Genomic DNA, 22,397 nt, shown 5'->3' with positions numbered 1-22,397 from the left:
CGGGCGAGGGGGTGGCCATCCGATGAGGACGCTCACGGTCGAGGCGGCGTCGATCGGCTACGGCGCCGGTGAGCCGGTGTTGCGCGACGTGTCGGTCACCGTGCGGCCGGGGGAGATCCTGGCCGTGACCGGGCCGTCCGGTGCGGGCAAGACGACGCTGCTGGCGGCCATGGCCGGTCTGCTTACCCCGGTGGCCGGCAAGGTGCTCGTGGACGACGCCGCGCTGGACGGCCGCGATCTCGCGGTGTCCCTCGGCGTGGTGCTGATCCCGCAGGACAACGGGCTGGCCGCGATTCTCACGGCGGCGGAGAACATCGCGGTCGCGGTGATCGCCACCGGGGGTACGCCGGCCGAGGCGCGCCGGCGGACCGCGGAGGCGCTGGAACGGGTCGGTCTGGCCGCGCACGGCGATCAGCTGATCGAGGAGCTGTCCGGTGGGCAGCAGCAGCGTACGGCCATCGCCCGCGGCCTCGCCCTGGCCGGCGACGTGGTGCTGGCCGACGAGGTGACCAGTGAGCTGGACGCGTCCAACCGGCAGAAGGTGATGGACATGCTGCGCTCGGAGGCCCACCGTGGCGCCGCCGTGGTGCTGGCCACCCACGACCCGGAGGCGGCCGCCCTCTGCGACCGCGAGCTGCACCTGCTCGACGGCGAGGCCGGCTGGGTCCGGAACACGACTTAGGTCAGAGCTTCGCCGTGCGCGGCCAGCGCGGCCGCGATGGTGCCGAGCAGGATCGCCTCCGCGTCGGGGGCGGCCAGGCAGGCCTGCCCGGCCCGGAGGGCCGCGGTGTCCTCCAGCTCGCGCAGTTCCCGCAGTACGGCGCCGGCGTCGCGGGCCTGGGCCGGACCGGCGCAGGTCTGGTCGAGCAGGGCGATCAGGTGGCTGATGTGCTCGTCCCGCAGGTGCCTGAGCCGATCGGCGTGACCGGGCAGGTCACGCATGGCCGCACTGTAGCGGCCGGCCAGGTCGGCGCTCAGGGTCAGCTGCTCGGTCAAGGCGTTCATGCATTTCCTCTACGGAGGGGACGTCCCGAGGTTCAACTCATGCCTCGGTTCCCCCGGGAACCAGGGTCACCTCGCCGTCGACGTGCTGGACCGTGAAGAGCGTGCCCGGCGGGTACGAGCCCAGCACGTCCGGTGGCAGCTGCACTGTCCCGTCCCCGGCCACGACCGCGAAGTCCTGCCCGTCGCGCCCCTCGGCGCCGACCCGGCCGTCCCGGATCGTCACCGCGCGGCCCAGCCGGGCGCCGACCTCGTTGTCGTGGGTCACCACCACGATGGTGGTCTGCCGTTCCTGGTTGACCGTCTCCATCGCGGCGAGCACCTCGTCGCGGCCCTTGGTGTCGAGCCGGCTGGTCGGCTCGTCGACCAGCAGCAGGCCCGGCCCGGCGGCGATGCCCACGGCCAGGGCGGCCCGCTGCCGGCCACCGGGGGTCAGGTCGTCCAGCCGGGCGCGGCCCTGACCGGGCAATCCGACCAGGTCGAGGATGCGGTCGGGGTCGTCGAGCTCGATGCCGCGGGTGTGCGCGGCCCGGCGCTGCGCGAGCCAGATGTTGCGGTGCAGTGACACGTAGGGCAGGAGGTTGCGTGCCGCGCCCTGCAGCACCACCCCGATCTCGGTGCCACGCAGCCGGGACACCTCGGCGTCGGAGAGCTTGCCCATGTCGTACGTGCCGATGTTGATCCGCCCGGCCGACGGCCGCATCAGGCCGGCCAGCAGCGCGATCAGCGTGGATTTGCCCGAGCCGGACGGTCCGACCAGTGCGAGCGTCTCGCCGGGCGCGATGGACAGGTCGACCCCGGCCAGGGCCACCACGTCCCCCGCCTCGGCGCGGTAGATGTGCACAACCCGGCGACAAGCCACAGCCAGCCCGTTCATGCGATCACGATAGTGAAACTCCGGTGCTCGCGACGACCCAGTCCCCGGAAGCCGGGCGACCGCACATCGCCGGTCCCGGGGGAGTGGGCGAGCAGCGGGACGATCGTGCCGTCCTCGGTCACCGGCGAGCGCACCTGGCGGACGTAGCCGGTCAGGACCGGGGCCACCGGAGCGGTACTCCTGGCGGGCATCGATCGTCTCCCAGCCCGAGTGGGTGATCGTCACCAGGGTCTGTTTGGCGCAGACGGGGGCGATGTCGGTGGGAGGGTCATGGGATTTCCCGGGAGAAGGCGGTCAGCGCGTCGTCCCACATGCCGGCCAGCCACTGCTGGAGGGGGGTGAAGCCGGGCGGTGCCAGCGCGTACAGGTTGCGGGTGCCGACGCTGCGGTGTTCGACCAGGCCCGCGCCCTGGAGCACCTTGAGGTGTTTGGAGACCGCGGGGCGGCCGATCGGCAGCTGGGCGGCCAGCTCGCCGACCGGCAGCGGTCCGGGCCGCAACCGTTCGACGATGCGCCGCCGCATCGGATCACCGAGGGCGTCGAAGGCCAGGTCAAACGCTTGGTCGCTCATGAGTAACGGTTACCGTAGAGGAACCTAAGGTCGCCCGCAAGTGGCCGGACAGCGCCACCTAGGGTGGGGCCCGTGCGCGACATCGCCGTTTTCAGTGGAAGTGCCCATCCTGCCCTGGCCGCCGAGATTTGCCACCACCTGGGGGTGCCGCTGCTGCCGACCCGGGTGTCCCGGTTCGCCAACGACTGCATCGAGGTGCAGCTGCAGGGAAACTGCCGGGAACGGGACGTGTTCCTGATCCAGCCCCTCGTGCCACCGACCCAGGAGAACCTGGTCGAGCTGCTGTTCATGCTCGACGCGGCCCGGGGCGCGTCGGCCGGGCGGATCACCGTGGTGCTGCCGCACTACGCGTACGCCCGCTCCGACAAGAAGGACGCCCCCCGCATCTCCATCGGCGGCCGCCTGGTGGCCGACCTGCTGCATCAGGCCGGCGCCGACCGCATCCTGGCCATGACCCTGCACTCGCCGCAGGTGCACGGCTTCTTCAGCATCCCGGTCGACCACCTGCACGCCCTGCGCGAGCTGGCCGACCACTTCCGGGGCTACGACCTGAGCAACACCGTGGTGGTCTCCCCGGACCTGGGCAACGCCAAGGAGGCGGCGGCGTTCGCCCGGATGCTCGGCGTCGAGGTGGCGGCCGGCGCCAAGCAGCGCTTCGCCGACGACAAGGTGGTGATCAGCTCGGTCATCGGCGAGGTGACCGACCGGGACGTGATCGTCCTGGACGACGAGATCGCCAAGGGCAGCACGGTGTTCGAGCTGCTCGGCCGGCTCCGTGAGCGGAGCATCCGCAGCGTCCGGGTGGCCTGCACGCACGGCCTGTTCTCGGGCGACGCGATCGAGCGGCTGAGCGCCGAGAAGGACGTCGAGGAGATCGTGTGCACGAACACCGTCCCGATCCCGCCGGCCAAACAGACCGACAAGCTGACCGTGCTGTCGGTGGCGGCCCCGCTGGCCGAGGCGATGCGCCGCATCCACAACGGCGAGAGCGTCAGCGCACTCTTCGCGTAAACCTTGAACACGGCCCGTGTCCATCGTCCGGCATGATGCATTTTCGAGAGATCGGACTGAGTAACCACCGATGATCAGTCCATCCTGAAGCATTTTGCCAGCTCGGGCGGTCTCTTTCGGGTGAACGTGTGTCACGCTCGGCGGCGGCAAGATCGCAAAGCTGACACCCCCCACGGAGGCGAGAGCAAGTGGCCAACATCGAGACCTCTCTCAAGGAAGCGATGGCCATCGAGGGCGCGATCGGCGTGGCCCTCGTGGACTACACCAGCGGTTTGACGCTGGGCGTCATCGGCGGCTCGCCGGCGATGGACATGAACGTCGCGGCAGCCGGCAACACCGACGTCGTCCGGGCCAAGATGCGCGCCGTCGAGATGCTGGGACTCGGCGAGGACATCGAGGACATCCTGATCACCCTGGACTCCCAGTACCACCTGATCCGGCTGATCCCGAACCGTCGCGGTGGCGGCGACGCGCTGTTCCTCTACCTCGCGCTCAGCAAGAGCCGCGCCAACCTCGGTCTGGCCCGTCACCAGCTCCGCAAGATCGAAGCCGACCTCGACGTATGACGGCCGTCGACGAGAAGCCGGTGACCACCGGGCGCAGCATGTCCCAGGTGGTCACCGACACGGTGCGGACGTTCCGCGGCCAGGTGCCCGAGGCCATCACGGCGGCGCTGGTGGACATGTCGACCGGCATGCTGCTGGCCGTGGACACGATCGACGACCAGCAGCCCGACGAGCAGCTGGACCTCCTCGCGGCGGCCACGTTCGACCTGTTCCAGGGGCGCAACGTCTCGATCATCCGGGACGTCTTCGCCGACCGGCACACGCAGAGCGACCGGCACTACTTCCAGGAGATGCTGGTCAACAGCGACGACCTGGTGCACCTGTTCCTGCGCAGCAACCGCCACCAGGACCTGGTCGCGGTGGTGGTGTGCAAGCGGGTCGCGAACATCGGCATGCTGTTCGCCCAGGCCCGCGTGGTCATGAAGCAGATGGACGCCGACTTCGCCTGACCCGAATCACGGACGGACCCACATGCAGCCGCTGGAGATGGCTCTCGAGATCGGCGGGGCTCTCTCGGTGGCGGTCTTCTCCATCCGGGACGCGGCGGCGTCCTGGTGGGCGGGCGGTCACGAGCCCGACGGCGACGACGCGGTCGCCGTCGGCGCGCTGGCCGGCGCGGCCGCCACGCTGGTCCGGCTGGTCGATCCGGACGATGAGATGGGCGACATCCTGCTCACCACCACCTCGGCGTTCCACGTCCTCCGGGTGCTCGACCCGGAGGTCGGCGGGACGCAGGTCGCGCACCTGACGCTCAGCCGGGGCGCGGCGAACCTGGCGCTGGCCCGGCGCGAGTTCAAGGACATCACCGACCGCTACCTGGCCGGCCCGGAACCCGAGACCGTCGTTGAGATAGAGCCTCTTCCGAAACGACAACGGGGGAATGGGTTGCCGGCCGCCGCCTTCGCCGAGCGGGACGAATTCGTGCCGCCGGGCTGGCTCGAGCTGGTCGGGCAGCCGTACGTCAACGACGAATCGGCGCTCGACCGGATCATCGGAACCCTGAAACAGCTCTGAACCGACACCTTTAATCGTGGGAGCAATCGTGCAGACCCCCCAGGACCCGTTCAAGGCCGCCCGCGCCGAACTGGCCAACCTTCGGCACGCGGTCACCGGCGTGCAGGGGTGCGTGGTCGCCGGCGTCGACGGCCTGCTCATCCTCCACGACTCGATGTCCGCGGCCGAACCGCACGACCTGGCGGCGCTGGCCGCCGGGGCGCACGGGATCAGCCGCACCTGTGGCGGCGCCCTGCACCAGGGCGGCTTCCACGAGTGCACGATCCGCAACCAGAAGGGCTACATGGCCGTGTACGCGGTCGGCGAGCTCGCCCTGCTGGCCGTGATCGGCGACGATGGCCTGAACATCGCCCGCCTGCACCTGGAGGCGCGGCAGACCACCGCCCGGCTGGCCAAGCAGCTGGAGATCAGGACGGTTCAGGACGCGGAGGACTGGTATCCCGAACCGGCTGCGGGCCACACAGGCTCTTGATCGCCCCGAGCAGCGTCGACCGGGTGAACGGCTTCTCGATCAGCATGCTGTTCGCGTCCAGGTTGAGCTGCGGGCCGAGCGACGCCGCGGTGTAGCCGGACATGTACAGCACCGGCAGGTCCGGGTGGTGCGTACGCAGCGCGTTGGCCAGCTCCGGCCCGGTCATCGCCGGCATCACCACGTCGGTGATCAGCAGGTCCGGGTGCTCGCCCGCGGCCACCTGGGTGACCGCCATCAGCGCGTCGGTGGCCACCGTGATCGTGTAGCCGGCCGGCTCGATCAGGCGCTGCACCAGCTGGGCGACCTCGGGCTGGTCCTCGACGATCAGCACCCGGCCGATCACCGCGGGGGTGGTCTGCCGGTCCACCGCCGGGCCGGGCCGTTCCTCGGCCGCGGGCAGATACAGGTGCACGGTGGTGCCCATCCGCGGCTCGGACTCCAGCTCGATGTGCCCGCCGATGCCCTGCACGATGCCGGCCGTGGTGGCCAGGCCCAGCCCGGCCGCGGTGGGCCGGGTGGTGAAGAACGGCTCCAACGCCCGCCGCTTGGTCTCGTCGCTCATCCCTACGCCGGTGTCGGTGACCACGATGTGCACCAGCTTGCCGGTCGGCGCGCCCTCGGCCAGCTGCCCCGGCTGCACCACCTCGTTGGTCGCGGCCACCCGCAGCATGCCGCCGCGCAGCATCGCGTCCCGCGCGTTGGCGGCCAGGTTGACCAGCGCCTGCTCCAGCGGCCCGCGCTCGGCCCGGATCGGCCAGACGTCCGGCCCGAAGGCCAGGTCGAGCCCGATGTGCTCGCCCAGCGTGCGGGAGAACAGGCTCTGCACGTCGGTGAGCAGGTCCGGGATGGGGATGATCTCCGGCCGGTTGCCCTCGGTACGCCCGAAGGCGAGCAGCTGATGCGTCAGGCTGCGCCCGGTGTTCACCGCGGCCATGATGTCCTTGGCCATCTGGTGCTGGGGTGACCCCTCGGCGGTGGTGGTCGCGATCATGTCGGCTGACCCGGCCACCACGGTCAGCAGGTTGTTGAAGTCGTGCGAGATGCCGCCGATGAGCTGGCCCAGGCTGTCCAGCCGGCGCAGGTGGTCGAGTTGCCGCTTGAGACCGCGGGCGTCGATGTGGTCGGTGGTGTCGGTGACCATGCAGACGACGCCGGCGTAGGTCCCGTGCTCGTCCGGCAAGGGCATCATGCTCACCCGTACGCTGCGGTGCGACCCGTCGGCCCGGATCAACCGGGTGGCCCCGACGGTCGACCGGCCCGCCTTGCACTCGGCCAGCCGGCGGCTGAGCTCCTTCTGACCCATGCCGTCCAGGAAGCCCCGCAGCGGCATGCCGACCAGCTGGTGCCGCGGCAGGCCGAGGACCACGCCCATCGGCTCGTTGGCGTACGTCGCCACGCCCTCGGTGTCGAGCTGGAGCACGCCCTCGGGGATCGTCTCCAGGACCCGGCGGTACTTCTCCTCAGTCGCCTTGAGCCGCTCGCGGGCCCGGGCCGAGCTCAGCGCCAGGCACAGCTCGCCGGCGATGTCCCGGGCCAGCTCGACCTCGGCCGCGGCATAGAACGAGCCCACCTCACCGCGGGTCAGGATCAGATAGCCGGCGTACGTGTTGTCCACGATCACCGGGCACAGCACGGCGGCGTGCACACCGGTCGAGAACTGCGGGAGCGGCTCCCGCCCGTCCGCGGCCAGCACCACCGGCCGGCGGCTGGCCGCCAGCGTGGTCGAGAAGTCGTCCTCGGGCAGCCGGCCGCGCAGGTCCAGCGCCTGCCGCAGGGCGGCCGAGCGTTCCACGTCGGGGTGATGGAAGGTGATCGCGTCGTACCGGCCGTCGTCGCCGAGCAGTTGGATGCCGGCGCCGTCGCCGATCATGTCGGCCGCGGCCCGGGCGGCGATGGACCGCACCTCGGCGGCGTCCTCGGCGGCCCGGCTCAAGGCCAGGGCGAGGTCGGCGAGCGCGTACCGAAGCGGATAAGCCATGACACCCATGCGGACATGATCGGGGCAACCACGACCAGGCGCGGGCGGTTCGGGCGGAAAGCAACCATTCGGCCGAACGAGTCACAGCCGCCGACGGTGACGGGTGCGGTAGGTCTCGTCCGCCACGTGCGAACTCCGGCATGTCAGGTTGAGAAGTGATCCGGACAAACAGCAGGATCTCTGGGCGAAAAGGCGACGGAAAGGAACCTTTCGGGTGGACCAGGATCGTACGAGCAGCAGCAGCGCGCCGGGCGTATCCGGGTACGGCGCGTCGACGCTGGATCTGAGCGGACGGTGCGTCGGCAGCTCGTACATCCTGGTCCGGCCCCTGGGCCAAGGGGCCACGGGCACGGTCTGGCGCGGCGTCGACCGGTCCTCCGGCCAGCCGGTCGCGGTCAAACTGCTGCACGAGAGCCTGCTGCGCCAGCCCAAACTGGTCACCCGCTTCGTACAGGAGCGAACCATCCTGATGATGCTGCGGCACCGCAACGTCGTGCGGGTCCGCGACCTGTTCAGCGTGGGCGAGTCGCTCGGCCTGGTGATGGACCTGGTGCCCGGCGGCAGCCTCCGCGACCACCTGCGCGAACACCACACCATCGCGGCCGGCGAGGCCGCCCGGCTGGCCGGTCAGCTCGCCGCCGCCCTGGCCGAGGCGCACGGCCTCAACGTGATCCACCGCGACCTCAAACCGGACAACATCCTGCTGCAGACCGAGGACGGCCGGCTGGAGACCCGGCTGACCGACTTCGGCATCGCCCGGGTGCTCAACATGCCGTCCATCACCACGCCGAACGCGGTCGTCGGCACCCCGCACTACATGTCGCCGGAGGCGTTCCACGGCGCGCCGGCCAGCCCCGCCGCCGACATCTACGCGCTCGGCATCACGCTCTACGAGATGGTCACCGGCCGGCCGCCGTACAGCGGCGACTCGGTGCACGAGCTGATGCAGCGGCACCTGGCCGGCGGCCCCGAACGCCCCGACGGCCTCCCCGACCAGGTCTGGGCGGTGATCGGATCCTGCCTTGAGCAGAAGCCGCGGCTGCGCCCGACCTCCGAGGAACTGGTCGCCGAGTTGGCCGACGTCGCCCGCGCGGTCGCCGGCGCGCCCAAACTTCCGGCCCCCACTTCAGCCGCCCCCGACCTGCCCTCCCGTCCCCCGGCCGCTTCGCCGTCGCCCTTCGACCCGGCCGCCCTTCCGCCGGCCGCTTCGCCGTCGCCCTTCGACCTGCCCGCCCTTCCGCCGGCCGCTTCGCCGTCGCCTTTCGACCTGCCCCGGCTCAGCCTGGTGCCGGAGCCACGCGTACCGAAGCGGCCGCTCAACAAGGCGGCCAGCTGGCGGTGGCGGCGGCCCGGGACGGTGCTGACCGTGCTGGTCGGCACCATGCTGGCCTCGGGCGTGGCCACCACCGCCTGGCACGTCACCCGCTCCGGGGCGTCGGCGGCGGACATCCCCGTGTCCGCCTCGGTGCCGTCCGTGGCGTTCCAGCGGCCCAGCCCCGCGCCGTCCACGCCGGTCGCGCGGGAGACCTCCGCCCCGCCCGCCCCGCCCCGGGCCCGGAAGGCGACCTCGCCGGCGGCCGAGGACGAGCCCGGCGACCCGGTCCGCCCGTCGACGACGGCCAAGCCCGCGGCCACCCGCAAGCCGCAACCGGAAGCCCGCCCGTACGGGCCGTGGAACTGCCGGCAGGTCTTCTCGTTCGACATGAGCAACCCGCTGGCGATCAAGCCGTGCCAGTCGGTCGGCAAGGCGGTGCAGATGTCCGGCTCGGTGACCGCGGCGTCCGGCGGGTACGGCAGCATCTCGGTCGCCCTGGTCGAGAGCGGGCGCACCGTCGCGGGCCCGTACACCTGCTCGAACCTGGAATTCACCAGGGACGACACCACGCAGGAGTGCGGGCCGCGGACCGTCGCCGCCAGCCGGGGCCACACCTACACCGTCCGCGTCGCATGGTCGTTCTCCCGCGAGGGCAAAATGAACAACGGGTCAGCCTCGGGAGAAGCCTTCACGTTCTGAGCCGGCCCGCGATACAGTGCGCGGCGATGAAGAAGTCACTCGTGGTGATCGCCGCCGCGGCCGTGCTCGGCGCCGCCGGTGTGGCCGTCACCCAGCAGGCCTTCGCCGCTGGGGCGCCCACCTACCACCCCACCCGGCTGGCCCACGTCGGTGACGCGAAGCAGCTGATCGTGGTCACCGGGCAGTCGACCACCTCCACCTACGCGACGCTGCGCACCTACCAGCTCGGGACCGACGGCCGCTGGACCGAACGCTTCCCGGCCATGCCCGCCCGCAACGGCTACGCCGGCTGGGCCTGGGGCAACTCGCGCATCCAGGACACCGGCACCACACCGGCCGGCACGTACGCGATCACCACCGCCTTCGGCCTGCAGGCCAATCCCGGGACGAAGGTCTCGTACCGCCGCGCCGACAGCAACGACTACTGGGTCGGCGACAACAAGGACCCGAAGACGTACAACATCTTCCAGCCCTCGGCCTCGGCCAAGCGCACGTGGCGCACCAGCCAGGCCGAGCGCCTGGCCGACTACCCCACCCAGTACGCGTACGCCGCCGTCATAGACTTCAACCGCCCCGCCGCCGGCTCGCTCACCTGGAACACCACCTACAGCGAGCACATCACCAGCAAGCCGGTCGACGTCCGCCGCGGCTCCGCGATCTTCCTGCATGTCAACGGCAGCGGCTCAACCGCCGGTTGCGTCTCCCTCGCCCGCGCCGACATGATCAACGTGCTCAAGTGGCTCGACCCGGCCAAGAAGCCACGCATCGTCATGGCCCCGTTGGCCCACATCAACGGCGCCTGACCCCACCCCACCCCGCCTCGCGCCGCCACCCCTCGCGCCGCGCTGCTTTGACGCCGCCCCGCCTTCTCTCGCGCCGCCCCGCCTCGCCTCGGGGGCGGCGCGGCCGGGCGGATGCCGCGTGACCGGCCGCGGAAATACGGTCGATACTCCGTGCGTTCTGGCCTACCGTGATCACCATGTTCGCGCCCGGTCTGCAGCTGCCGCTCTTCGCGGCCGCTCCCGCGTGCGATCTCGCCGATACGCGAATCTGACCCGTCCCCAGCGCCAGCAGAACCCGGGGACGGGTCGCTGAGCGCTGCTCGGTTCTGACGCAGGCGGGGTTGGCACCCGTCACCGCGTACCAAAGAATGCCTGTCGGTTTCTCGCATCCAGTGAGGACACATTTCCATGGCCAAGAGCCAGTTCGTACGCACCAAGCCACACCTGAACATCGGCACGATGGGACACGTCGACCACGGGAAGACCACCCTGACCGCCGCGATCACCAAGGTCCTGGCCGACCGCGACCCGGCAACCAACCGGTTCGTGGCGTTCGAGGGCATCGACAAGGCGCCGGAGGAGGCCCAGCGGGGCATCACGATCAACATCGCCCACGTCGAGTACGAGACCGCCGGCCGGCACTACGCGCACGTCGACATGCCGGGGCACGCCGACTACGTGAAGAACATGATCACCGGTGCCGCCCAGGTGGACGGCGCGATCCTGGTGGTGTCGGCGCAGGACGGGTCGATGCCGCAGACGCGTGAGCATGTGCTGCTGGCCCAGCGGGTCGGCGTGCCGTGGCTGGTCGTCGCGCTCAACAAGGCCGACGCCGCCCCCGACGCCGAGTTGCTCGACCTGGTCGAGCTCGAGGTCCGCGAGCTGCTGTCCGAGTACGGGTTCCCCGGCGACGAGGTGCCGGTGGTCCGGGTCAGCGCGCTCAAGGCCCTCGAAGGCGACCCGGTGTGGGAGCGGTCCATCATGGACCTGCTCGACGCGGTCGACAGCTACGTGCCGGTGCCCGAGCGCGCGCTGGGGGAGCCGTTCCTGATGCCGATCGAGAACGTGCTCACCATCAGCGGCCGCGGCACCGTGGTCACCGGCAAGATCGAGCGCGGTGTCCTGCGGGTCGGCGAGCCGGTCGAGGTGGTCGGTCTCGGGCCGACGGTCGCCACGGTGGCGACCGGGCTCGAGACGTTCGGCAAGTCGCTGCCCACCGCCGAGGCCGGCGACAACGCGGCCGTGCTGCTTCGCGGCGTACGCCGTGAGCAGGTGCAGCGTGGCCAGGTGGTCGCGGTGCCCGGCTCGGTGACGCCGCACCGGGCGTTCCGCGCCAACCTGTACGCCCTGACGAAGGAGGAAGGCGGCCGCCACACGCCGTTCGTGGCGAACTATCGGCCGCAGTTCTACTTCCGCACCACCGACGTGTCCGGCGCGATCGAACTCGCCGACGGCATCGAGATGATGCTGCCCGGCGACTCCGGCACCGTGACCGTTCACCTCGGTAAGGAGATCGCGATGGAGGCGGGCCTCGGCTTCGCCGTCCGCGAGGGTGGCCGCACGGTCGCCGCCGGCACGGTCACCGAGATCCTCGACTGACGCTGGTCCTCTCGCCGCGGCCCGGGTCCTTGTGGACCCGGGCCGCTGTCCGTTCCGCCGCGGGCCGGCCCGACCACCCTTGCACCATTGCGTCCGACCCGTCAGCGGAGCCGTGCTTGGCGATGGTGGGCGGAGGCGCGCGGGCCACCGGCCGGTTTCGGGCGGCGGCTGGGAAGCGCTGTACCACCGATCTCAGCCCGGAACGGGCGGCACGGGCCGGACCACCCACCTGCTCGCCGGCTCGGCGAGCACGTGCTGTGCTCGTACCCGTCAAAGGTTTTGAAGTGCGGCCCGCGCCACCCGGCGTGACTCGATCGCGGCCTGGCGCAGCATGCCGCCCAGCTTGACGTCGTAACCCGCGAAGAACAGGCCGGGCCGCGCCGGCGCACCACCGTGGATGTGCGGGCGCCCGGCCTCGTCGAGCAACGCCGGATCGTCGAACAGTTCGCGCAGCCCGGTGCCGTAGCCGGTGGCCGCGATCACCGTGTCCGGGCGCAGGCTGGTGCCGTCGGCCAGGCGGACCGACGGCCCGTCGAAGGCGGTCACCGCGGCCACCGGGAGCACCCGCCGGGCGAGGACGTCCCTGACGATGCCGACGTCCTGCAGGGGGACGTAGCGTTCGGTGCGGAAGCGAGTCTTGAGGCCCTTGGCCGGGCGGGCGATGCCGTACGGGCGCAGGTCGGGCACCTCGACCTTGATCAGCTGGGCGGCGATCCGGTTGAACAGCGGCTCGGGCAGGCCGCCCATGAGCACGCCGTTGAGCTGGGCGGGCCAGCCGAGGACGGCACGGCGGACGATGTGCGGCGGGGTGCGGATGGCCAGGCGGACCGAGGCGGCGCCGCCGGCGGCCAGGTCGCTCGCGATCTCAGCGCCGCTGTTGCCGGGGCCGGCGACCAGGACGTCCTGGCCGCGGAAGGGCTCGGCGTTGCGGTACCCGGCCGAATGGATCAGCGTGCCGGGCCAGGTCTCGCGGCCGGGCCAGTCCGGGATCAGCGGCGTGTGCAGGTTGCCGGTCGCGACGATCAGGGTCCGGGTGGTGTGCTCGCTGCCGTCGTCGAGCTTCAGCGACCAGCGGTCACCGGGCTGGATCTTCGTGACCGTGGTGCCGGTGCGGACGTCGAGGTCGAACTTCTCGGCGTACGCGGCCAGATAGCGCACCAGGTCGTCGCGCTTGACCCAGCGGCCGTACCCACGCGGTATGGGGAATCCGGGCAACCCGGACAGCCGCCGGGTGGTGTGCAGCTTGAGCCGGTCGTAGCGGCCACGCCAGCTGGCGGCCACCCCGTCGCCGCGTTCGAGGACGACGGGGTCGGCGCCGCGCGCCTTCAGCTGGGCCGCCACGGCCAGTCCGGCGGCACCGGCGCCGAGCACAGTCACGTTGTTCACGTGACCTTTCTAGAAGTTTCGGAGGGTTCCCCGCAAACGCTCGCCGATGGTCCGCGGTCGCGCCGCCGGCCCGGGGCCCGGTCGCGGGGTGGCCGGACGGGACCGGCCGATCGGCTGGTCGTAGTCGGCGCCCGCGATCGCCTCGGTGATCTGCTCGTCGGAGAAGTTTTCCGAACCCGGTATGGACGGGACGAAGCCGACCAGGACGCCGTCGCGCATCACCTGCGCCTCGAGCCCCGCGGTGCCGTCGTTGTCCCAGACCGCCTCGCGGCCGTCGGGCAGTACGACCCGGATGCCGTACTGCGTGATGCCGGCGTGCGGCAGTTTGACGTGCGCGAAGACGTTCCGTGCCCGCAGCACGGTGACGATCCGCTCGGCCTGCTCCTGTTCCATGCCGACGAAAGTAGCTCTCATCGCTGTGCGGTGCCTGAACGCCGGCTAAGACATCGATACACGTTACTCCGAAGTAATAGTTAAAACACCATGTTTCTTTTGTTAAATCCTTGACCTACCGTCGGGTAACCCCCTCACCTCAGCGGAGGTCATCGATGAGGCTCTCCACCGTCCTGGGAACTCTCGTCACCTCGTCCCTCCTCACCCTGGCCGTCGCCACCCCCGCCCTGGCCGCCACCAGCACCGTCGACTACGTCGCGATGGGTGACTCGTACTCGTCCGGCGTCGGCGCCCCCGGCCCGACCGGGCTCTGCCTGCGCAGCCCCAAGGGCTACCCCGGGCTCTGGGCCGCCGCCAACGACCCGCACTCCTACCGTTCCGTAGCCTGCGGCGGCGCCACCACCGACACCCTGCGGGCCACCCAGCTGATCGGCCTGAGCGGCAAGACCGACCTGGTCACGGTCACCATCGGCGGCAACGACGCCGGCTTCGCCCCCACGGTGATCAGCTGCACGGTGGTCAGCGACGCCGCCTGCCAGGCGGTCGTCGACAACGCGGCCGTCACCGTCCGCGAGGAACTGCCGGCCAAACTCGACGCCACCTACCGCGCCATCAAACGCCACGCCCCCCACGCCGGCGTATACGTCCTCGGCTACCCCATCCTGTTCGACGTCAACGCCCCCACCTGCGGATTCGCCGGCATGAGCATCCCCAAGCGCCGGGCCATCAACGCCGCCAACGCCGAGCTCAACGCCCTCATCGAGGACCGCGCCGAGGCCGCCGGACTCACCTTTGTCGACGTAACCGACGAGTTCGCCGGCCACGGCATCTGCGCCCCCGCCAACTGGATCCACGGCCTGGTCGCCCTCCCGCCGACCGACTCGTTCCACCCCACCGCCGACGGCTACCGCCTCGGATACCTGGACGCCCTGGTCAAAGCCCTTTAATTCGCCGGGTACGGGCACAGCACGTGCTCGCCCGGCCGGCGAGCCGGTCGGTGGTCCGGCCTGTGCCGCCCGTTCCGGGCTCAGATCCGGGGGTGTGGCGGTGCGCGGGCGCACGGGGGGCGTGTGGGCGGGGGTGTTGAGAGGGCGGGAGGCGGTTGGCGGGGGGTGACCATTTACGCAGGTGGAGCGGAGCGACCCTCGGCGGGAGCTGCGGTCTGGGCCACCCACCCGGCTACGACCGGCTCTTGATCTCGGATTTGATCTGGCTCAGCCGAAGCGTTCGGTTTTGACGCGGCGCGGGTCGTGGCCGAGGGCGACCAGCATGTCGGCCGCCGCCTCGACGAAGCCGGTCGGGCCGCAGACGAAGCAGTCCGGTTCGAAGTCGGGGGGCCAGCCGTGTGTGTTGAGCGTCGCCACGCTGATCCGGCGGGCCGGCGGCACCCGGGTGTAGACGTAGTGGATGTCGAGGCCGGGTTTCTGCCGGGCCAGTTCGGTGCGGTAGAGCACGTCCTCCGGGGTCCGCGCCGAGTAGATCAGGCGGAACGGCTGGCGGCGCCGGGCCCTGATCATCGACATCAATGGCACCATGCCGGAGCCGCCGGCCACCAGCAGCACCGGCGCCGTCGACGCCGGGCGCCAGACGAACCAGCCGCCGATCGGGCCGCGCAACTCCAGCTGGTCGCCGGGCGCGACACCGGTGGTCAGGTAGTCGGAGACCTCGCCGTCGTCGACCCGCTGCACGGTCAGCTCGACAAAGCCGGAGCCGGAGCCGGAGCCGGAGCCAAAGTCGGGGCCGGAAGCAGGGTCGGGGCTGGGGGCGGGCCAGGCCGAGCCGATCGAGTAGTCGCGCTGCGCCTGGTAGCCGTCGGGGGCGGTCAGGCGGACGTTGAGATGCTGGCCGGGCAGGTGGCCGGGCCAGCCGGGGATGTCGAGCGCGAGGGTCCGGGCGGTGGCGGTCTCGTCGCGGATCTCGGCGACCGTGGCCACCCGCCAGGTCAGTCGCCCTGGTATCGCTGCTCGCGCCATGGGTCCCCGTACATGTGGTAGCCGGCCTCCTCCCAGAAGCCGGGCTCGTCGTCGTGCAGCATCTCGATGCCGTTGACCCACTTCGCCGACTTCCAGAAGTACAGGTGCGGGACGATCAGCCGGGCGGGGCCGCCGTGCTCGGAGGCGAGGGGTTCGCCGTCGAACTCGTACGCGATCCACGCCTGCCCGTCGACCAGGTCTTGCATCGGCACGTTGGTGGTGTAGCCGCCGTACCCGTGGACCATCGTGAAGTCGGCGGCGGTCTCGACCTGCTCGAACAGGGTGTCGAGGGAGACGCCGCGCCAGGTGGTGCCCAGTTTGGACCACTTGGTGACGCAGTGGATGTCGGTTGTCACGTCCTCGGCGGGCAGCTTGGTGAACTCGGTCCAACTCCACTCGTGCCGGCCGCCGGACTCGGTGGTGATCGTGAACTTCCACCGGTCGAGCGGGACGCGCGGCGTCGGGCCGGCCGACAGCACCGGGAAATCGGTGGTGAGGTATTGCCCGGGCGGCAGCTCGGGGCGCGAGGAGCGTCGCCGGCCGCCGAAGCCGGTCGAGATGATGCTCATGGGCGCAACGCTACGCAACAGCCGCCCCGGTGGGGAGACGGTATCGCGTGATGCCGGTCGCTTCCCTCGGTGACGCCGCGCCGGAACGCCACCGATGCCGCAGATCAGGGTGCCGTGCCGGGCCGCCAGGGCGTGGAACGGGTAGGCGTCCAGCACGATCAGGTCGCCGTCGGCGCGGGGCTGGAAACCCAGGGTGTCGAGCTCGGTGACGCGGTGCCGGCCTCCTTGGCGGTACGCGGTGACGTCCGGCGCCTCGGCCGGCGATCAGGTCGTCACGCCGCTCGGGGATCCTGATGGCCACGCCGTCGCCGGCCGGCTCTGCCGCCCGGGAGTTCGTCGCGTTCTGGACGTTCGAGGGGCGGGTGCTGGCCGGCATGAACGTGAACGTCTGGGACGTGACCGACCGCATCCAGGAGCTGATCAAGTCGCGCGAGCCGCTCGAGTCCTTTTAGCCCCAGACCGCGCGGACGGCGTCGACCGCCTCGGCCGACTGGGCGTGGCCGGCTTCGGCGGCCGCCGCGCGCCGTTCGGGGCTGAGCGGGTTGTCGCCGATCGCGTCGAGGGCGGTCGCGCTCGGTTGCACACAGATCCGGCGTACGCCCTCGGCCAGCGCCGCCGTCTGCGCCGAGGGCCGGGTCGACCGCCGCACCGACAGGTTGGCCGGGGCCAGCACGACCACCCGGCCGTAGCCGGTGGCCAGGTCCACGTTGGCGATCGAGCGCATGCCGCCGTCGATGTAGCGGGTGCCGGCGACGGTCATCGGCGGCCAGACCAGCGGCACCGCGCAGCTGGCGGCGACCGCGTCGACCAGCGGGACACCGCTGTCGTTGTCGAAGACCACCACCTGCCCGGTGGCGGCGGCCACGGCCGGGATCCGCAGCCGGGCGCCCGGCCACACCTCCGACGTCACCCGGCTGGCGATGGCGGCGCGCCGTTCGGCCTCGGGGACGGTCCGCGCCCGCAGTGCCGCCCGGCCCAGCCAGGCCCGGCCGCGGGCGCCGGGCAGGAGACCGGCGACGGCGAAACGCAGGATGACGCCCCGGCTGATCCGGGCGTTGCGGTCGCCCGAGGTGTCGGCGAGTTCGAGGGCGTACAGCTGGTCGAGTGGGACACCGGCGGTGATCTGGGCCGACACCACCGACCCGGCCGACGTGCCGACGAACAGGTCGGCCCGGGACAGGTCCACGCCCCGCTCGGCGAGCCCGTGGATCATCCCGATCTCCCAGGCCACGCCGGTGACGCCGCCACCGCCGAGGACGACCGCGCGCCGCTCGTCGCTCACCACCGCAGGGCCTGCTCGCCGAGCCGGTCCTGATACCAGGCGAGGACGGCGTCCACGGTGGCCGGATCGAGCGGGCCCCGGGCGGCCGCGGCCACGCTCGCCTCCAGGTGGGACAGCGACCGGGTGCCGGGGATGACCGTGCTGACCGGGTCGAGGGCCAGCAGGAAGCGCAAAGCCCCCTCGGTCACGTCCACGCCGTCCGGCAGCAGCGCCCGGAACTCGCCGGCCAGGGACGCCCGCAGCGCCACGTCGGCCGGCGACCAGCGGGCCCGTACGTCGTCGAAGCGGGAGTCCTCGTCGTACGCGCCGGACAGCCAGCCCGACTCCAGCGGCACCTTGATGATCGCGCCGGTACCCGCCTTCTCCAGGGCCGGCAGAGGCTCCTGGTAGAGCGCGGACAGGCGTACCTCGAGCACCTCGGCCTCGGCCGCCGCCTCGATCTCGTGGCCGTGGTCGACCGAGGCCCCGTACGCCCGGATCAGCCCTTTGTCCTTCAGCGCGCGCAGCGCCTGGTAGTGGGCCGGGCTGTCCAGAACCTCGGCCGGCGGGCTGTGCAGGACCACGACGTCGATGTGCTCGACCCCGAGACGCCCGGCGCTGCCGACGACCGACGCCTCGATCGCCTCCGGTGCCCAGTCGGCGCTGCCGTCCGGCCGCCGGCCGACCTTGGTGCACAGCACGAACCGGTCGCGGGGGACACCGGCCAGCGCCCGGCCGACGTTCAGCTCGCTCTGCCCGCCCGCGTAGGCCGGCGCGGTGTCGATGAACGTCACACCGACGTCGAAGGCGGCCCGCACGATGCGGGCCGCCTCCTCCGGTTCCGGACCGCTGGGCCACTCGGCCGAGCGGCCCAGCTGCCACGCTCCCAGCCCGACCGTGCTGACCTCGATCCCGGTGGCGCCCAGGGGACGCTTCGCCATCATGGTCGACACGGTACGACGTGGCCGGCCGATCTACATCTGCACGGCGTTGCTGGTCGACCCGGCCACCAGCGCGGTGTCGGGCACGACCACCTGGTACTGGTATCCGGCGGCCACCTTGGTGAGGGTCGACTTCGTGGCCGCCTTGAAGGTGCGGTCGGTTTCCCAGGTGATCCCGTCGGCCGACCGCTGCAGCACGTTGACCTGCTTGTTCGCGCCGGTCAGGCTGACCACCAGCGAGTTCTTGCGGACGGCCAGCGAAACCTCGGACCGCACCGTGTACGTGTACGTCCCGGAGGTGCCGGTGACGGTGCTCTTCCGGGTCGCCGGCACGCTCAGGCGCACGGTGTACGGGAAGGTCACCTTGCGGGTGAACGTGTAGGTGCCGTCGGCCTTGGTGGTGCCGTTCTTGCACTTCTCGGCGGCGCCCTTGTCGGCGGTGCAGAGCTGAATGGTTCGCTTGGCGGCCGTGGCGCCGTCGATGGTCACCGTGAACTTGGTGTCGACCTTGGTGTTGAAGAGCACCTGCTCGTCGGTGGCGTCGGAGGTGATCGAAGCGCCGGCCGGGGCCGGGGCCGGGGGCGGGGGCGGCGGGGTGGTTCCGCCGCCGCTGGAGACGGCGGCGAGGGCGGCGACCGCGTCGACCCGGCCGTACCCGTAGTCGTTGTCCTTGCCCGCGGTGCCGAGGTCCTTGGCGCTGCTCTCCATCGCCTGCTCGACCTGGTCCGGGGTGAGCGCCGGGTTCTTGGCCAGGAGCAGCGCGGCCACGGCGGCGACGTGCGGGGTGGCCATCGAGGTGCCGCTCTTGTACGCGTACCCGTCGCCCGGGACTGTGCTGTAGATGTTCACGCCGGGCGCGGCCACGTCGACGTAGCTGCCGGCGTTGGAGAAGTACGCCACGCTGTCGTTGTTGTCGGTGGCGGCCACCGCGACCACGCCCGGCGCCGCGCCCGGGTACATGACCGGGCTGCCGTTCGTGCGTTCGTTGCCGGCGGCGGCGATGACCACGACGTTCCTGGACCGCGCGTAGTCGATCGCGGCCTGGTAGGCCTGCGAGGAACCGGCACCACCGAGCGACATGCTGATCACCTGGGCGCCGTGATCGGCCGCCCAGACCATGCCGGCCGAGGCCGAGACCGACGTGCCGCCGCCGTTGTCGGCGAGCACCTTGACCGGGAGGATCTTCACGTTCGGGGCCACGCCGGCCACGCCCTGGCCGTTGTTGGCCAGCGCGGCGATGGTGCCGGCCACGTGGGTGCCGTGCCCGTGCGCGTCGGAGCTGGTCCCGGTGGTGTCGGTGAACGCGTTGTAGCCGGTCAGGACCTGGCCGGCCAGGTCCGGGTGACTGGCCGAGACGCCGGTGTCGAGCACGGCCACGGTCACGCCGGAGCCGGTCGAGGTGGGCCACGCGTCGGTAGCTTTGATCTTGGGCAGGGCCCACAGCAGGCTCTGGTACGTGTCGGCGTCCAGCGCACGGATCGGCTGGTCCACCTCAGCCGTGCCGGTGCCCGAGGCGCGGATCAGCCGCTCGGCCTCGGCCCGGCTGGTCGCGGTACGGGTGGTGAAGGTGGGCCGGCCGGAGCGGTCCTTGGTGGTACGCGTGATGCGTACGGGGCTGGCCTTGCTCACCTTGGCCGGGATCGACTTGGCGACGGCGACGGGCAGCGGCGGTTCCGCCGCCATGGCCGCGCTCGGAGCGACCAGAGCGGCTGCGACACCGAGCGCTCCGAGTCCGAGACCGTAGTGCTTCCGACCCATGTGAACCTCCCCTTGGCCTGGCAACGAGATGTCCGATCGGCCGGCCGGGAGGGAACCGTAGGTCTTTTGAGTTCTGGTCCGCTATGTCCCGATTCTTGGGAGCATGTGGGTTCCGCCGTTCGTCAGGAGAGGATCAGTTTGATGACGCACGCACGCCGCAAGCAGGCGATCGTCGGGATCGTGGGCCTGGCCGCCCTGGGCGCCGGCGCCTACGTGGTGACCGATCACCTGGCCAACGACGACAAGCCCACGGTGACCTCTCTGCCCCCGGCCGCGGAGGCGTCGTCGGAGGGCGCGCCGGAGCCTTCGCCGGCCGGCCCGTCCCCGGCGACCACGACCCCGGCCAAGTCTGGTACGACCGCCCCGTCGTCGCCGACGCCGTCGCCCGCACCGGCCGAGAGAACCACCGCCGACCGTGTCAAGGCGGCCCAGGACGCCGGCCGGGAACGTGGCGTGGAGATCCAGCGGCAGCTTCCGCGGACCGCCGCCGACCGCTCCGTCACCGCGGCTGACGTGACCGAGACCCGGGTGGTGAACGGTCGCCAGACTCTCCGGGTCATGTCGGCGCGCAAGAACCTGGCCGGTTATCGGGAGCTCGGATGGGTGGCCGACGACGGTGAGCCCACCGGCTCGGCCAGGTGCTCGCAGACGTTCCGGTTCAGCGCCACGATGGAGCCGGCCGAGAAGCCGGCATTGCTGGTGTGCTGGCGGACCAGCGCCGGACGCAGCGTGTACACGGTCGCCACCAACCCGGCCGGCCGGCCGTCGCGGACGGCGAGCGTCGCGGCTCTCGACAAGCAGTGGAACCGGTTGGGCTGACCGGCAAGGAGGAACGGCCCGGAGCTCGCTCCGGGCCGTTCCTCCTTGCCGTGGTGACGGATCAGTAGTCAGCGACCGTGAAGGTCGAGCCGCTGGTCACGATCGACTTGCTGTACGGCTTGAGCGGGTCGACGTTGGCCCCACCCGGCTGTACGGCGATCTTGCCGTTGGTCACCCAGGTCACCGTGTAGGCACCGTCCGGAACCGGGGTGCCGGCCGCGGCCGTGCCGTCCACCGCCACGCTGTTGGCGAGGTTGAAGGTGGCGAGCACCTGGTTCGGGCCGATGTAGGTGATCCCGGAAGCGTCGGCGATCGGTCCGAGCGTCTTGTTGGTCGAGTTGGCCGTCGGGTTGTACGCACCTTGGACCAGGTAGATGTGCGGGTCGTCGGTGTCCGAACTGGCCGGTGCCGACCAGGTGGCGAACGCGTCGCCGACGCCCGAACCCTCGACCAGAACGTCGACGGACTGGTTGCCGGGCGAGGTGTTCGGCGTGACGTTGAGGTTGTTGGTGAACGCGAACGCGCCCGCCTTCGTCACCGTGCCGCCGGAGGTGGTGACGGCCAGCGTCTGGTTGGTCGCCGCCCCGTGGGCCGGCGTCGTGGCGGTGAAGGAGAGCTGGTCCGAGGACACCACGATCGCCGTCAGCGGCTCGCCCCCGATGGTGGCGGTGACGCCGGTCGTCGGGAACTTGTAGGTGCCGTCACCGGTGACGGTGACCGAGGTGCCGCCCAGGGCCGGTCCGGTGGCCGGTGTGACCACGTTGCTCGCCGCGAGTACCGGCTTGGCCGCGATCGTGTAGGTCGCGTTGGCGACCAGCGGGCTACCGACGACGACGGGCGTGACGCCGGCGGCCGAAGCCACTGTCGTCCCGCTGTAGGCGCAGACGTTCCACTTCAACGACGACGTGCTCGCGGGCAGGGCCACGCCGGCGGGCACCGTGATGGAGATCTGGGTGGTGGACAGCTTCTTCACCGTGCCGGCCGTGGCCCGGACGGTGCCGGCCGTGGCCGTGACCGCGGCCGGTGCGGTGAAGGTGGCCGGGCACGTCGCGCCGACCACGAAGTTGACGGCCGGTACGGTCGTGAATACCGCTGTCGCCGTCTTGCCGAGCAGGGTGTTCAGGCCGCCGGACGGGCCCGTGATCGCGCTGAGCGTCATGGGCACCGTCGCCGCGAAGGCGGGTGTTGCCGCACCTGCGACGACCGCGGCCGCCGCCGCGGTCGCGATACCGGCTTTGAGCAACCGGGCGCCGGTGCCTGTTTCGGACTTACGCATGCGAGGTCCTCCTACGGTCTCTGCGAACCGTCTGGGCTGGGTGTGTGGCCCGCGCATGTCGACACAACGGGCCCTCTCGCACGGAGCGTAATGTGGTTTTTACAGCGGTTTGCCAGTAACGAGCAATTTCGATGG

General features: G+C 71.3%; 25 protein-coding genes. 12 read left to right on the top strand and 13 right to left on the bottom strand.

Annotated elements, in window-relative coordinates; translation table 11 throughout:
* The first annotated feature begins 22 nt into the window (after positions 1 to 22).
* Positions 23 to 682, top strand: coding sequence for an ABC transporter ATP-binding protein (locus ACGFIO_RS06210; protein ID WP_392822769.1), 660 nt, complete (start codon positions 23 to 25; stop codon positions 680 to 682).
* On the opposite strand, the gene ACGFIO_RS06205 is transcribed toward ACGFIO_RS06210, so the two are convergent.
* From ACGFIO_RS06205 to ACGFIO_RS06190, 4 genes are all read right to left on the bottom strand, one after another.
* Positions 679 to 1,005, bottom strand: a complete 327-nt coding sequence (locus ACGFIO_RS06205; RefSeq protein WP_392822767.1) for a hypothetical protein — start codon at positions 1,003 to 1,005, stop codon at positions 679 to 681. The genes ACGFIO_RS06210 and ACGFIO_RS06205 overlap by 4 nt on opposite strands.
* 37 nt (positions 1,006 to 1,042) lie before the next feature.
* The gene (locus ACGFIO_RS06200) at positions 1,043 to 1,879 is read right to left on the bottom strand and encodes an ABC transporter ATP-binding protein (protein ID WP_392822764.1); all 837 of its coding nucleotides are present in this window, start codon (positions 1,877 to 1,879) and stop codon (positions 1,043 to 1,045) included.
* A complete protein-coding gene (locus tag ACGFIO_RS06195) occupies positions 1,876 to 2,070 on the bottom strand; it encodes a hypothetical protein (RefSeq protein WP_392822761.1) in 195 nt (64 codons plus the stop codon). Before ACGFIO_RS06195 ends, ACGFIO_RS06200 begins: the two co-directional genes overlap by 4 nt.
* Before the next feature lie 77 nt (positions 2,071 to 2,147).
* Positions 2,148 to 2,450: an ArsR/SmtB family transcription factor gene (locus ACGFIO_RS06190; protein ID WP_392822758.1), complete on the bottom strand. Its 303-nt coding sequence runs from the start codon at positions 2,448 to 2,450 to the stop codon at positions 2,148 to 2,150.
* 72 nt (positions 2,451 to 2,522) lie between these two features.
* Between ACGFIO_RS06190 and ACGFIO_RS06185 the strand changes: the two genes are divergently transcribed.
* The 5 genes from ACGFIO_RS06185 to ACGFIO_RS06165 all read left to right on the top strand — a co-directional run bounded on the left by ACGFIO_RS06185 (position 2,523) and on the right by ACGFIO_RS06165 (position 5,513).
* Positions 2,523 to 3,461, top strand: a complete 939-nt coding sequence (locus ACGFIO_RS06185; RefSeq protein ID WP_392822756.1) for a ribose-phosphate diphosphokinase — start codon at positions 2,523 to 2,525, stop codon at positions 3,459 to 3,461.
* Positions 3,462 to 3,649: 188 nt separating this feature from the next.
* Positions 3,650 to 4,027 (top strand): hypothetical protein, encoded by a 378-nt coding sequence (locus ACGFIO_RS06180; RefSeq protein ID WP_392822754.1) that lies wholly within the window; start codon positions 3,650 to 3,652, stop codon positions 4,025 to 4,027.
* Entirely contained in the window at positions 4,024 to 4,476 is a 453-nt protein-coding gene (locus ACGFIO_RS06175) for a hypothetical protein (protein WP_392822752.1), read from the top strand. The genes ACGFIO_RS06180 and ACGFIO_RS06175 overlap by 4 nt, the downstream gene beginning before the upstream one ends.
* Before the next feature lie 22 nt (positions 4,477 to 4,498).
* Positions 4,499 to 5,041 (top strand): hypothetical protein, encoded by a 543-nt coding sequence (locus ACGFIO_RS06170; protein ID WP_392822750.1) that lies wholly within the window; start codon positions 4,499 to 4,501, stop codon positions 5,039 to 5,041.
* Between the two features lie 28 nt (positions 5,042 to 5,069).
* Positions 5,070 to 5,513, top strand: a complete 444-nt coding sequence (locus ACGFIO_RS06165; RefSeq protein WP_392822748.1) for a roadblock/LC7 domain-containing protein — start codon at positions 5,070 to 5,072, stop codon at positions 5,511 to 5,513.
* Here the strand turns inward: ACGFIO_RS06165 and ACGFIO_RS06160 are convergent.
* Positions 5,449 to 7,491 (bottom strand): response regulator, encoded by a 2,043-nt coding sequence (locus ACGFIO_RS06160; protein ID WP_392822746.1) that lies wholly within the window; start codon positions 7,489 to 7,491, stop codon positions 5,449 to 5,451. The genes ACGFIO_RS06165 and ACGFIO_RS06160 overlap by 65 nt on opposite strands.
* A gap of 214 nt (positions 7,492 to 7,705) precedes the next feature.
* On the opposite strand from ACGFIO_RS06160, the gene ACGFIO_RS06155 reads away from it, so the two are divergent.
* From ACGFIO_RS06155 to tuf, 3 genes are all read left to right on the top strand, one after another.
* Positions 7,706 to 9,505: a serine/threonine protein kinase gene (locus tag ACGFIO_RS06155; RefSeq protein ID WP_392822744.1), complete on the top strand. Its 1,800-nt coding sequence runs from the start codon at positions 7,706 to 7,708 to the stop codon at positions 9,503 to 9,505.
* Between the two features lie 26 nt (positions 9,506 to 9,531).
* Positions 9,532 to 10,308 carry a L,D-transpeptidase gene (locus tag ACGFIO_RS06150; protein ID WP_392822742.1) on the top strand — a complete coding sequence of 259 codons (777 nt, stop codon included), beginning with the start codon at positions 9,532 to 9,534 and terminating at the stop codon, positions 10,306 to 10,308.
* Between the two features lie 387 nt (positions 10,309 to 10,695).
* Positions 10,696 to 11,886, top strand: coding sequence for an elongation factor Tu (gene tuf, locus ACGFIO_RS06145; protein ID WP_392822740.1), 1,191 nt, complete (start codon positions 10,696 to 10,698; stop codon positions 11,884 to 11,886).
* A 270-nt stretch (positions 11,887 to 12,156) separates the two neighbouring features.
* On the opposite strand, the gene ACGFIO_RS06140 is transcribed toward tuf, so the two are convergent.
* Together ACGFIO_RS06140 and ACGFIO_RS06135 are read right to left on the bottom strand one after the other, a co-directional pair.
* Positions 12,157 to 13,272, bottom strand: a complete 1,116-nt coding sequence (locus ACGFIO_RS06140; protein WP_392822738.1) for a flavin-containing monooxygenase — start codon at positions 13,270 to 13,272, stop codon at positions 12,157 to 12,159.
* A gap of 9 nt (positions 13,273 to 13,281) precedes the next feature.
* A complete protein-coding gene (locus ACGFIO_RS06135) occupies positions 13,282 to 13,665 on the bottom strand; it encodes a hypothetical protein (RefSeq protein ID WP_392822736.1) in 384 nt (127 codons plus the stop codon).
* Positions 13,666 to 13,820: 155 nt separating this feature from the next.
* Here ACGFIO_RS06135 and ACGFIO_RS06130 point away from each other — a divergent pair, with 155 nt between their 5' ends.
* The gene (locus ACGFIO_RS06130; RefSeq protein ID WP_392822733.1) at positions 13,821 to 14,612 is read left to right on the top strand and encodes an SGNH/GDSL hydrolase family protein; all 792 of its coding nucleotides are present in this window, start codon (positions 13,821 to 13,823) and stop codon (positions 14,610 to 14,612) included.
* 267 nt (positions 14,613 to 14,879) lie between these two features.
* On the opposite strand, the gene ACGFIO_RS06125 is transcribed toward ACGFIO_RS06130, so the two are convergent.
* A complete protein-coding gene (locus tag ACGFIO_RS06125) occupies positions 14,880 to 15,638 on the bottom strand; it encodes a ferredoxin reductase (RefSeq protein WP_392822730.1) in 759 nt (252 codons plus the stop codon).
* The gene (locus ACGFIO_RS06120; RefSeq protein WP_392822728.1) at positions 15,608 to 16,207 is read right to left on the bottom strand and encodes a sulfite oxidase-like oxidoreductase; all 600 of its coding nucleotides are present in this window, start codon (positions 16,205 to 16,207) and stop codon (positions 15,608 to 15,610) included. The genes ACGFIO_RS06125 and ACGFIO_RS06120 overlap by 31 nt, the downstream gene beginning before the upstream one ends.
* Before the next feature lie 293 nt (positions 16,208 to 16,500).
* On the opposite strand from ACGFIO_RS06120, the gene ACGFIO_RS06115 reads away from it, so the two are divergent.
* On the top strand, positions 16,501 to 16,659 hold the full coding sequence (locus ACGFIO_RS06115; RefSeq protein WP_392822725.1) for a hypothetical protein: 159 nt from the start codon (positions 16,501 to 16,503) through the stop codon (positions 16,657 to 16,659).
* Here ACGFIO_RS06115 and ACGFIO_RS06110 read toward each other — a convergent pair.
* The 3 genes from ACGFIO_RS06110 to ACGFIO_RS06100 are packed head-to-tail and all read right to left on the bottom strand — an operon-like array spanning position 16,656 to position 20,167.
* Positions 16,656 to 17,489, bottom strand: a complete 834-nt coding sequence (locus tag ACGFIO_RS06110; RefSeq protein ID WP_392822723.1) for a patatin-like phospholipase family protein — start codon at positions 17,487 to 17,489, stop codon at positions 16,656 to 16,658. The two genes, ACGFIO_RS06115 and ACGFIO_RS06110, sit on opposite strands and share 4 nt — an antisense overlap.
* Positions 17,486 to 18,412 carry an aldo/keto reductase gene (locus ACGFIO_RS06105; protein ID WP_392822721.1) on the bottom strand — a complete coding sequence of 309 codons (927 nt, stop codon included), beginning with the start codon at positions 18,410 to 18,412 and terminating at the stop codon, positions 17,486 to 17,488. Before ACGFIO_RS06105 ends, ACGFIO_RS06110 begins: the two co-directional genes overlap by 4 nt.
* A gap of 30 nt (positions 18,413 to 18,442) precedes the next feature.
* On the bottom strand, positions 18,443 to 20,167 hold the full coding sequence (locus ACGFIO_RS06100) for a S8 family serine peptidase (RefSeq protein ID WP_392822719.1): 1,725 nt from the start codon (positions 20,165 to 20,167) through the stop codon (positions 18,443 to 18,445).
* A gap of 141 nt (positions 20,168 to 20,308) precedes the next feature.
* On the opposite strand from ACGFIO_RS06100, the gene ACGFIO_RS06095 reads away from it, so the two are divergent.
* Positions 20,309 to 20,986, top strand: a complete 678-nt coding sequence (locus ACGFIO_RS06095) for a hypothetical protein (RefSeq protein WP_392822717.1) — start codon at positions 20,309 to 20,311, stop codon at positions 20,984 to 20,986.
* A gap of 61 nt (positions 20,987 to 21,047) precedes the next feature.
* Here ACGFIO_RS06095 and ACGFIO_RS06090 read toward each other — a convergent pair whose 3' ends face one another.
* Complete coding sequence (locus ACGFIO_RS06090) at positions 21,048 to 22,262, bottom strand: IPT/TIG domain-containing protein (RefSeq protein WP_392822715.1); 1,215 nt, start codon at positions 22,260 to 22,262, stop codon at positions 21,048 to 21,050.
* Between the last annotated feature and the right edge of the window lie 135 nt (positions 22,263 to 22,397).

This window comes from Actinoplanes sp. NPDC049265 (genome assembly GCF_043197135.1).
Lineage (GTDB): Bacteria > Actinomycetota > Actinomycetes > Mycobacteriales > Micromonosporaceae > Actinoplanes.
Note: the sequence above shows the minus strand (reverse complement) of the source record. Positions and strands in the feature narration are given on the sequence as shown.

Bases quoted from the DNA above. Each gene is read 5' to 3' on its own strand.
- ACGFIO_RS06105 (WP_392822721.1), bottom strand. From the start codon at position 18,412: ATGATGGCGAAGCGTCCCCTGGGCGCCACCGGGATCGAGGTCAGCACG.
- ACGFIO_RS06130 (WP_392822733.1), top strand. From the start codon at position 13,821: ATGAGGCTCTCCACCGTCCTGGGAACTCTCGTCACCTCGTCCCTCCTC.
- tuf (WP_392822740.1), top strand. From the start codon at position 10,696: ATGGCCAAGAGCCAGTTCGTACGCACCAAGCCACACCTGAACATCGGC.
- ACGFIO_RS06100 (WP_392822719.1), bottom strand. From the start codon at position 20,167: ATGGGTCGGAAGCACTACGGTCTCGGACTCGGAGCGCTCGGTGTCGCA.
- ACGFIO_RS06170 (WP_392822750.1), top strand. From the start codon at position 4,499: ATGCAGCCGCTGGAGATGGCTCTCGAGATCGGCGGGGCTCTCTCGGTG.
- ACGFIO_RS06210 (WP_392822769.1), top strand. From the start codon at position 23: ATGAGGACGCTCACGGTCGAGGCGGCGTCGATCGGCTACGGCGCCGGT.
- ACGFIO_RS06160 (WP_392822746.1), bottom strand. From the start codon at position 7,491: ATGGCTTATCCGCTTCGGTACGCGCTCGCCGACCTCGCCCTGGCCTTG.
- ACGFIO_RS06125 (WP_392822730.1), bottom strand. From the start codon at position 15,638: ATGGCGCGAGCAGCGATACCAGGGCGACTGACCTGGCGGGTGGCCACG.
- ACGFIO_RS06135 (WP_392822736.1), bottom strand. From the start codon at position 13,665: ATGGAACAGGAGCAGGCCGAGCGGATCGTCACCGTGCTGCGGGCACGG.
- ACGFIO_RS06205 (WP_392822767.1), bottom strand. From the start codon at position 1,005: ATGAACGCCTTGACCGAGCAGCTGACCCTGAGCGCCGACCTGGCCGGC.
- ACGFIO_RS06190 (WP_392822758.1), bottom strand. From the start codon at position 2,450: ATGAGCGACCAAGCGTTTGACCTGGCCTTCGACGCCCTCGGTGATCCG.
- ACGFIO_RS06090 (WP_392822715.1), bottom strand. From the start codon at position 22,262: ATGCGTAAGTCCGAAACAGGCACCGGCGCCCGGTTGCTCAAAGCCGGT.
- ACGFIO_RS06095 (WP_392822717.1), top strand. From the start codon at position 20,309: ATGACGCACGCACGCCGCAAGCAGGCGATCGTCGGGATCGTGGGCCTG.
- ACGFIO_RS06175 (WP_392822752.1), top strand. From the start codon at position 4,024: ATGACGGCCGTCGACGAGAAGCCGGTGACCACCGGGCGCAGCATGTCC.
- ACGFIO_RS06120 (WP_392822728.1), bottom strand. From the start codon at position 16,207: ATGAGCATCATCTCGACCGGCTTCGGCGGCCGGCGACGCTCCTCGCGC.
- ACGFIO_RS06195 (WP_392822761.1), bottom strand. From the start codon at position 2,070: ATGCCCGCCAGGAGTACCGCTCCGGTGGCCCCGGTCCTGACCGGCTAC.
- ACGFIO_RS06115 (WP_392822725.1), top strand. From the start codon at position 16,501: ATGGCCACGCCGTCGCCGGCCGGCTCTGCCGCCCGGGAGTTCGTCGCG.
- ACGFIO_RS06200 (WP_392822764.1), bottom strand. From the start codon at position 1,879: ATGAACGGGCTGGCTGTGGCTTGTCGCCGGGTTGTGCACATCTACCGC.
- ACGFIO_RS06150 (WP_392822742.1), top strand. From the start codon at position 9,532: ATGAAGAAGTCACTCGTGGTGATCGCCGCCGCGGCCGTGCTCGGCGCC.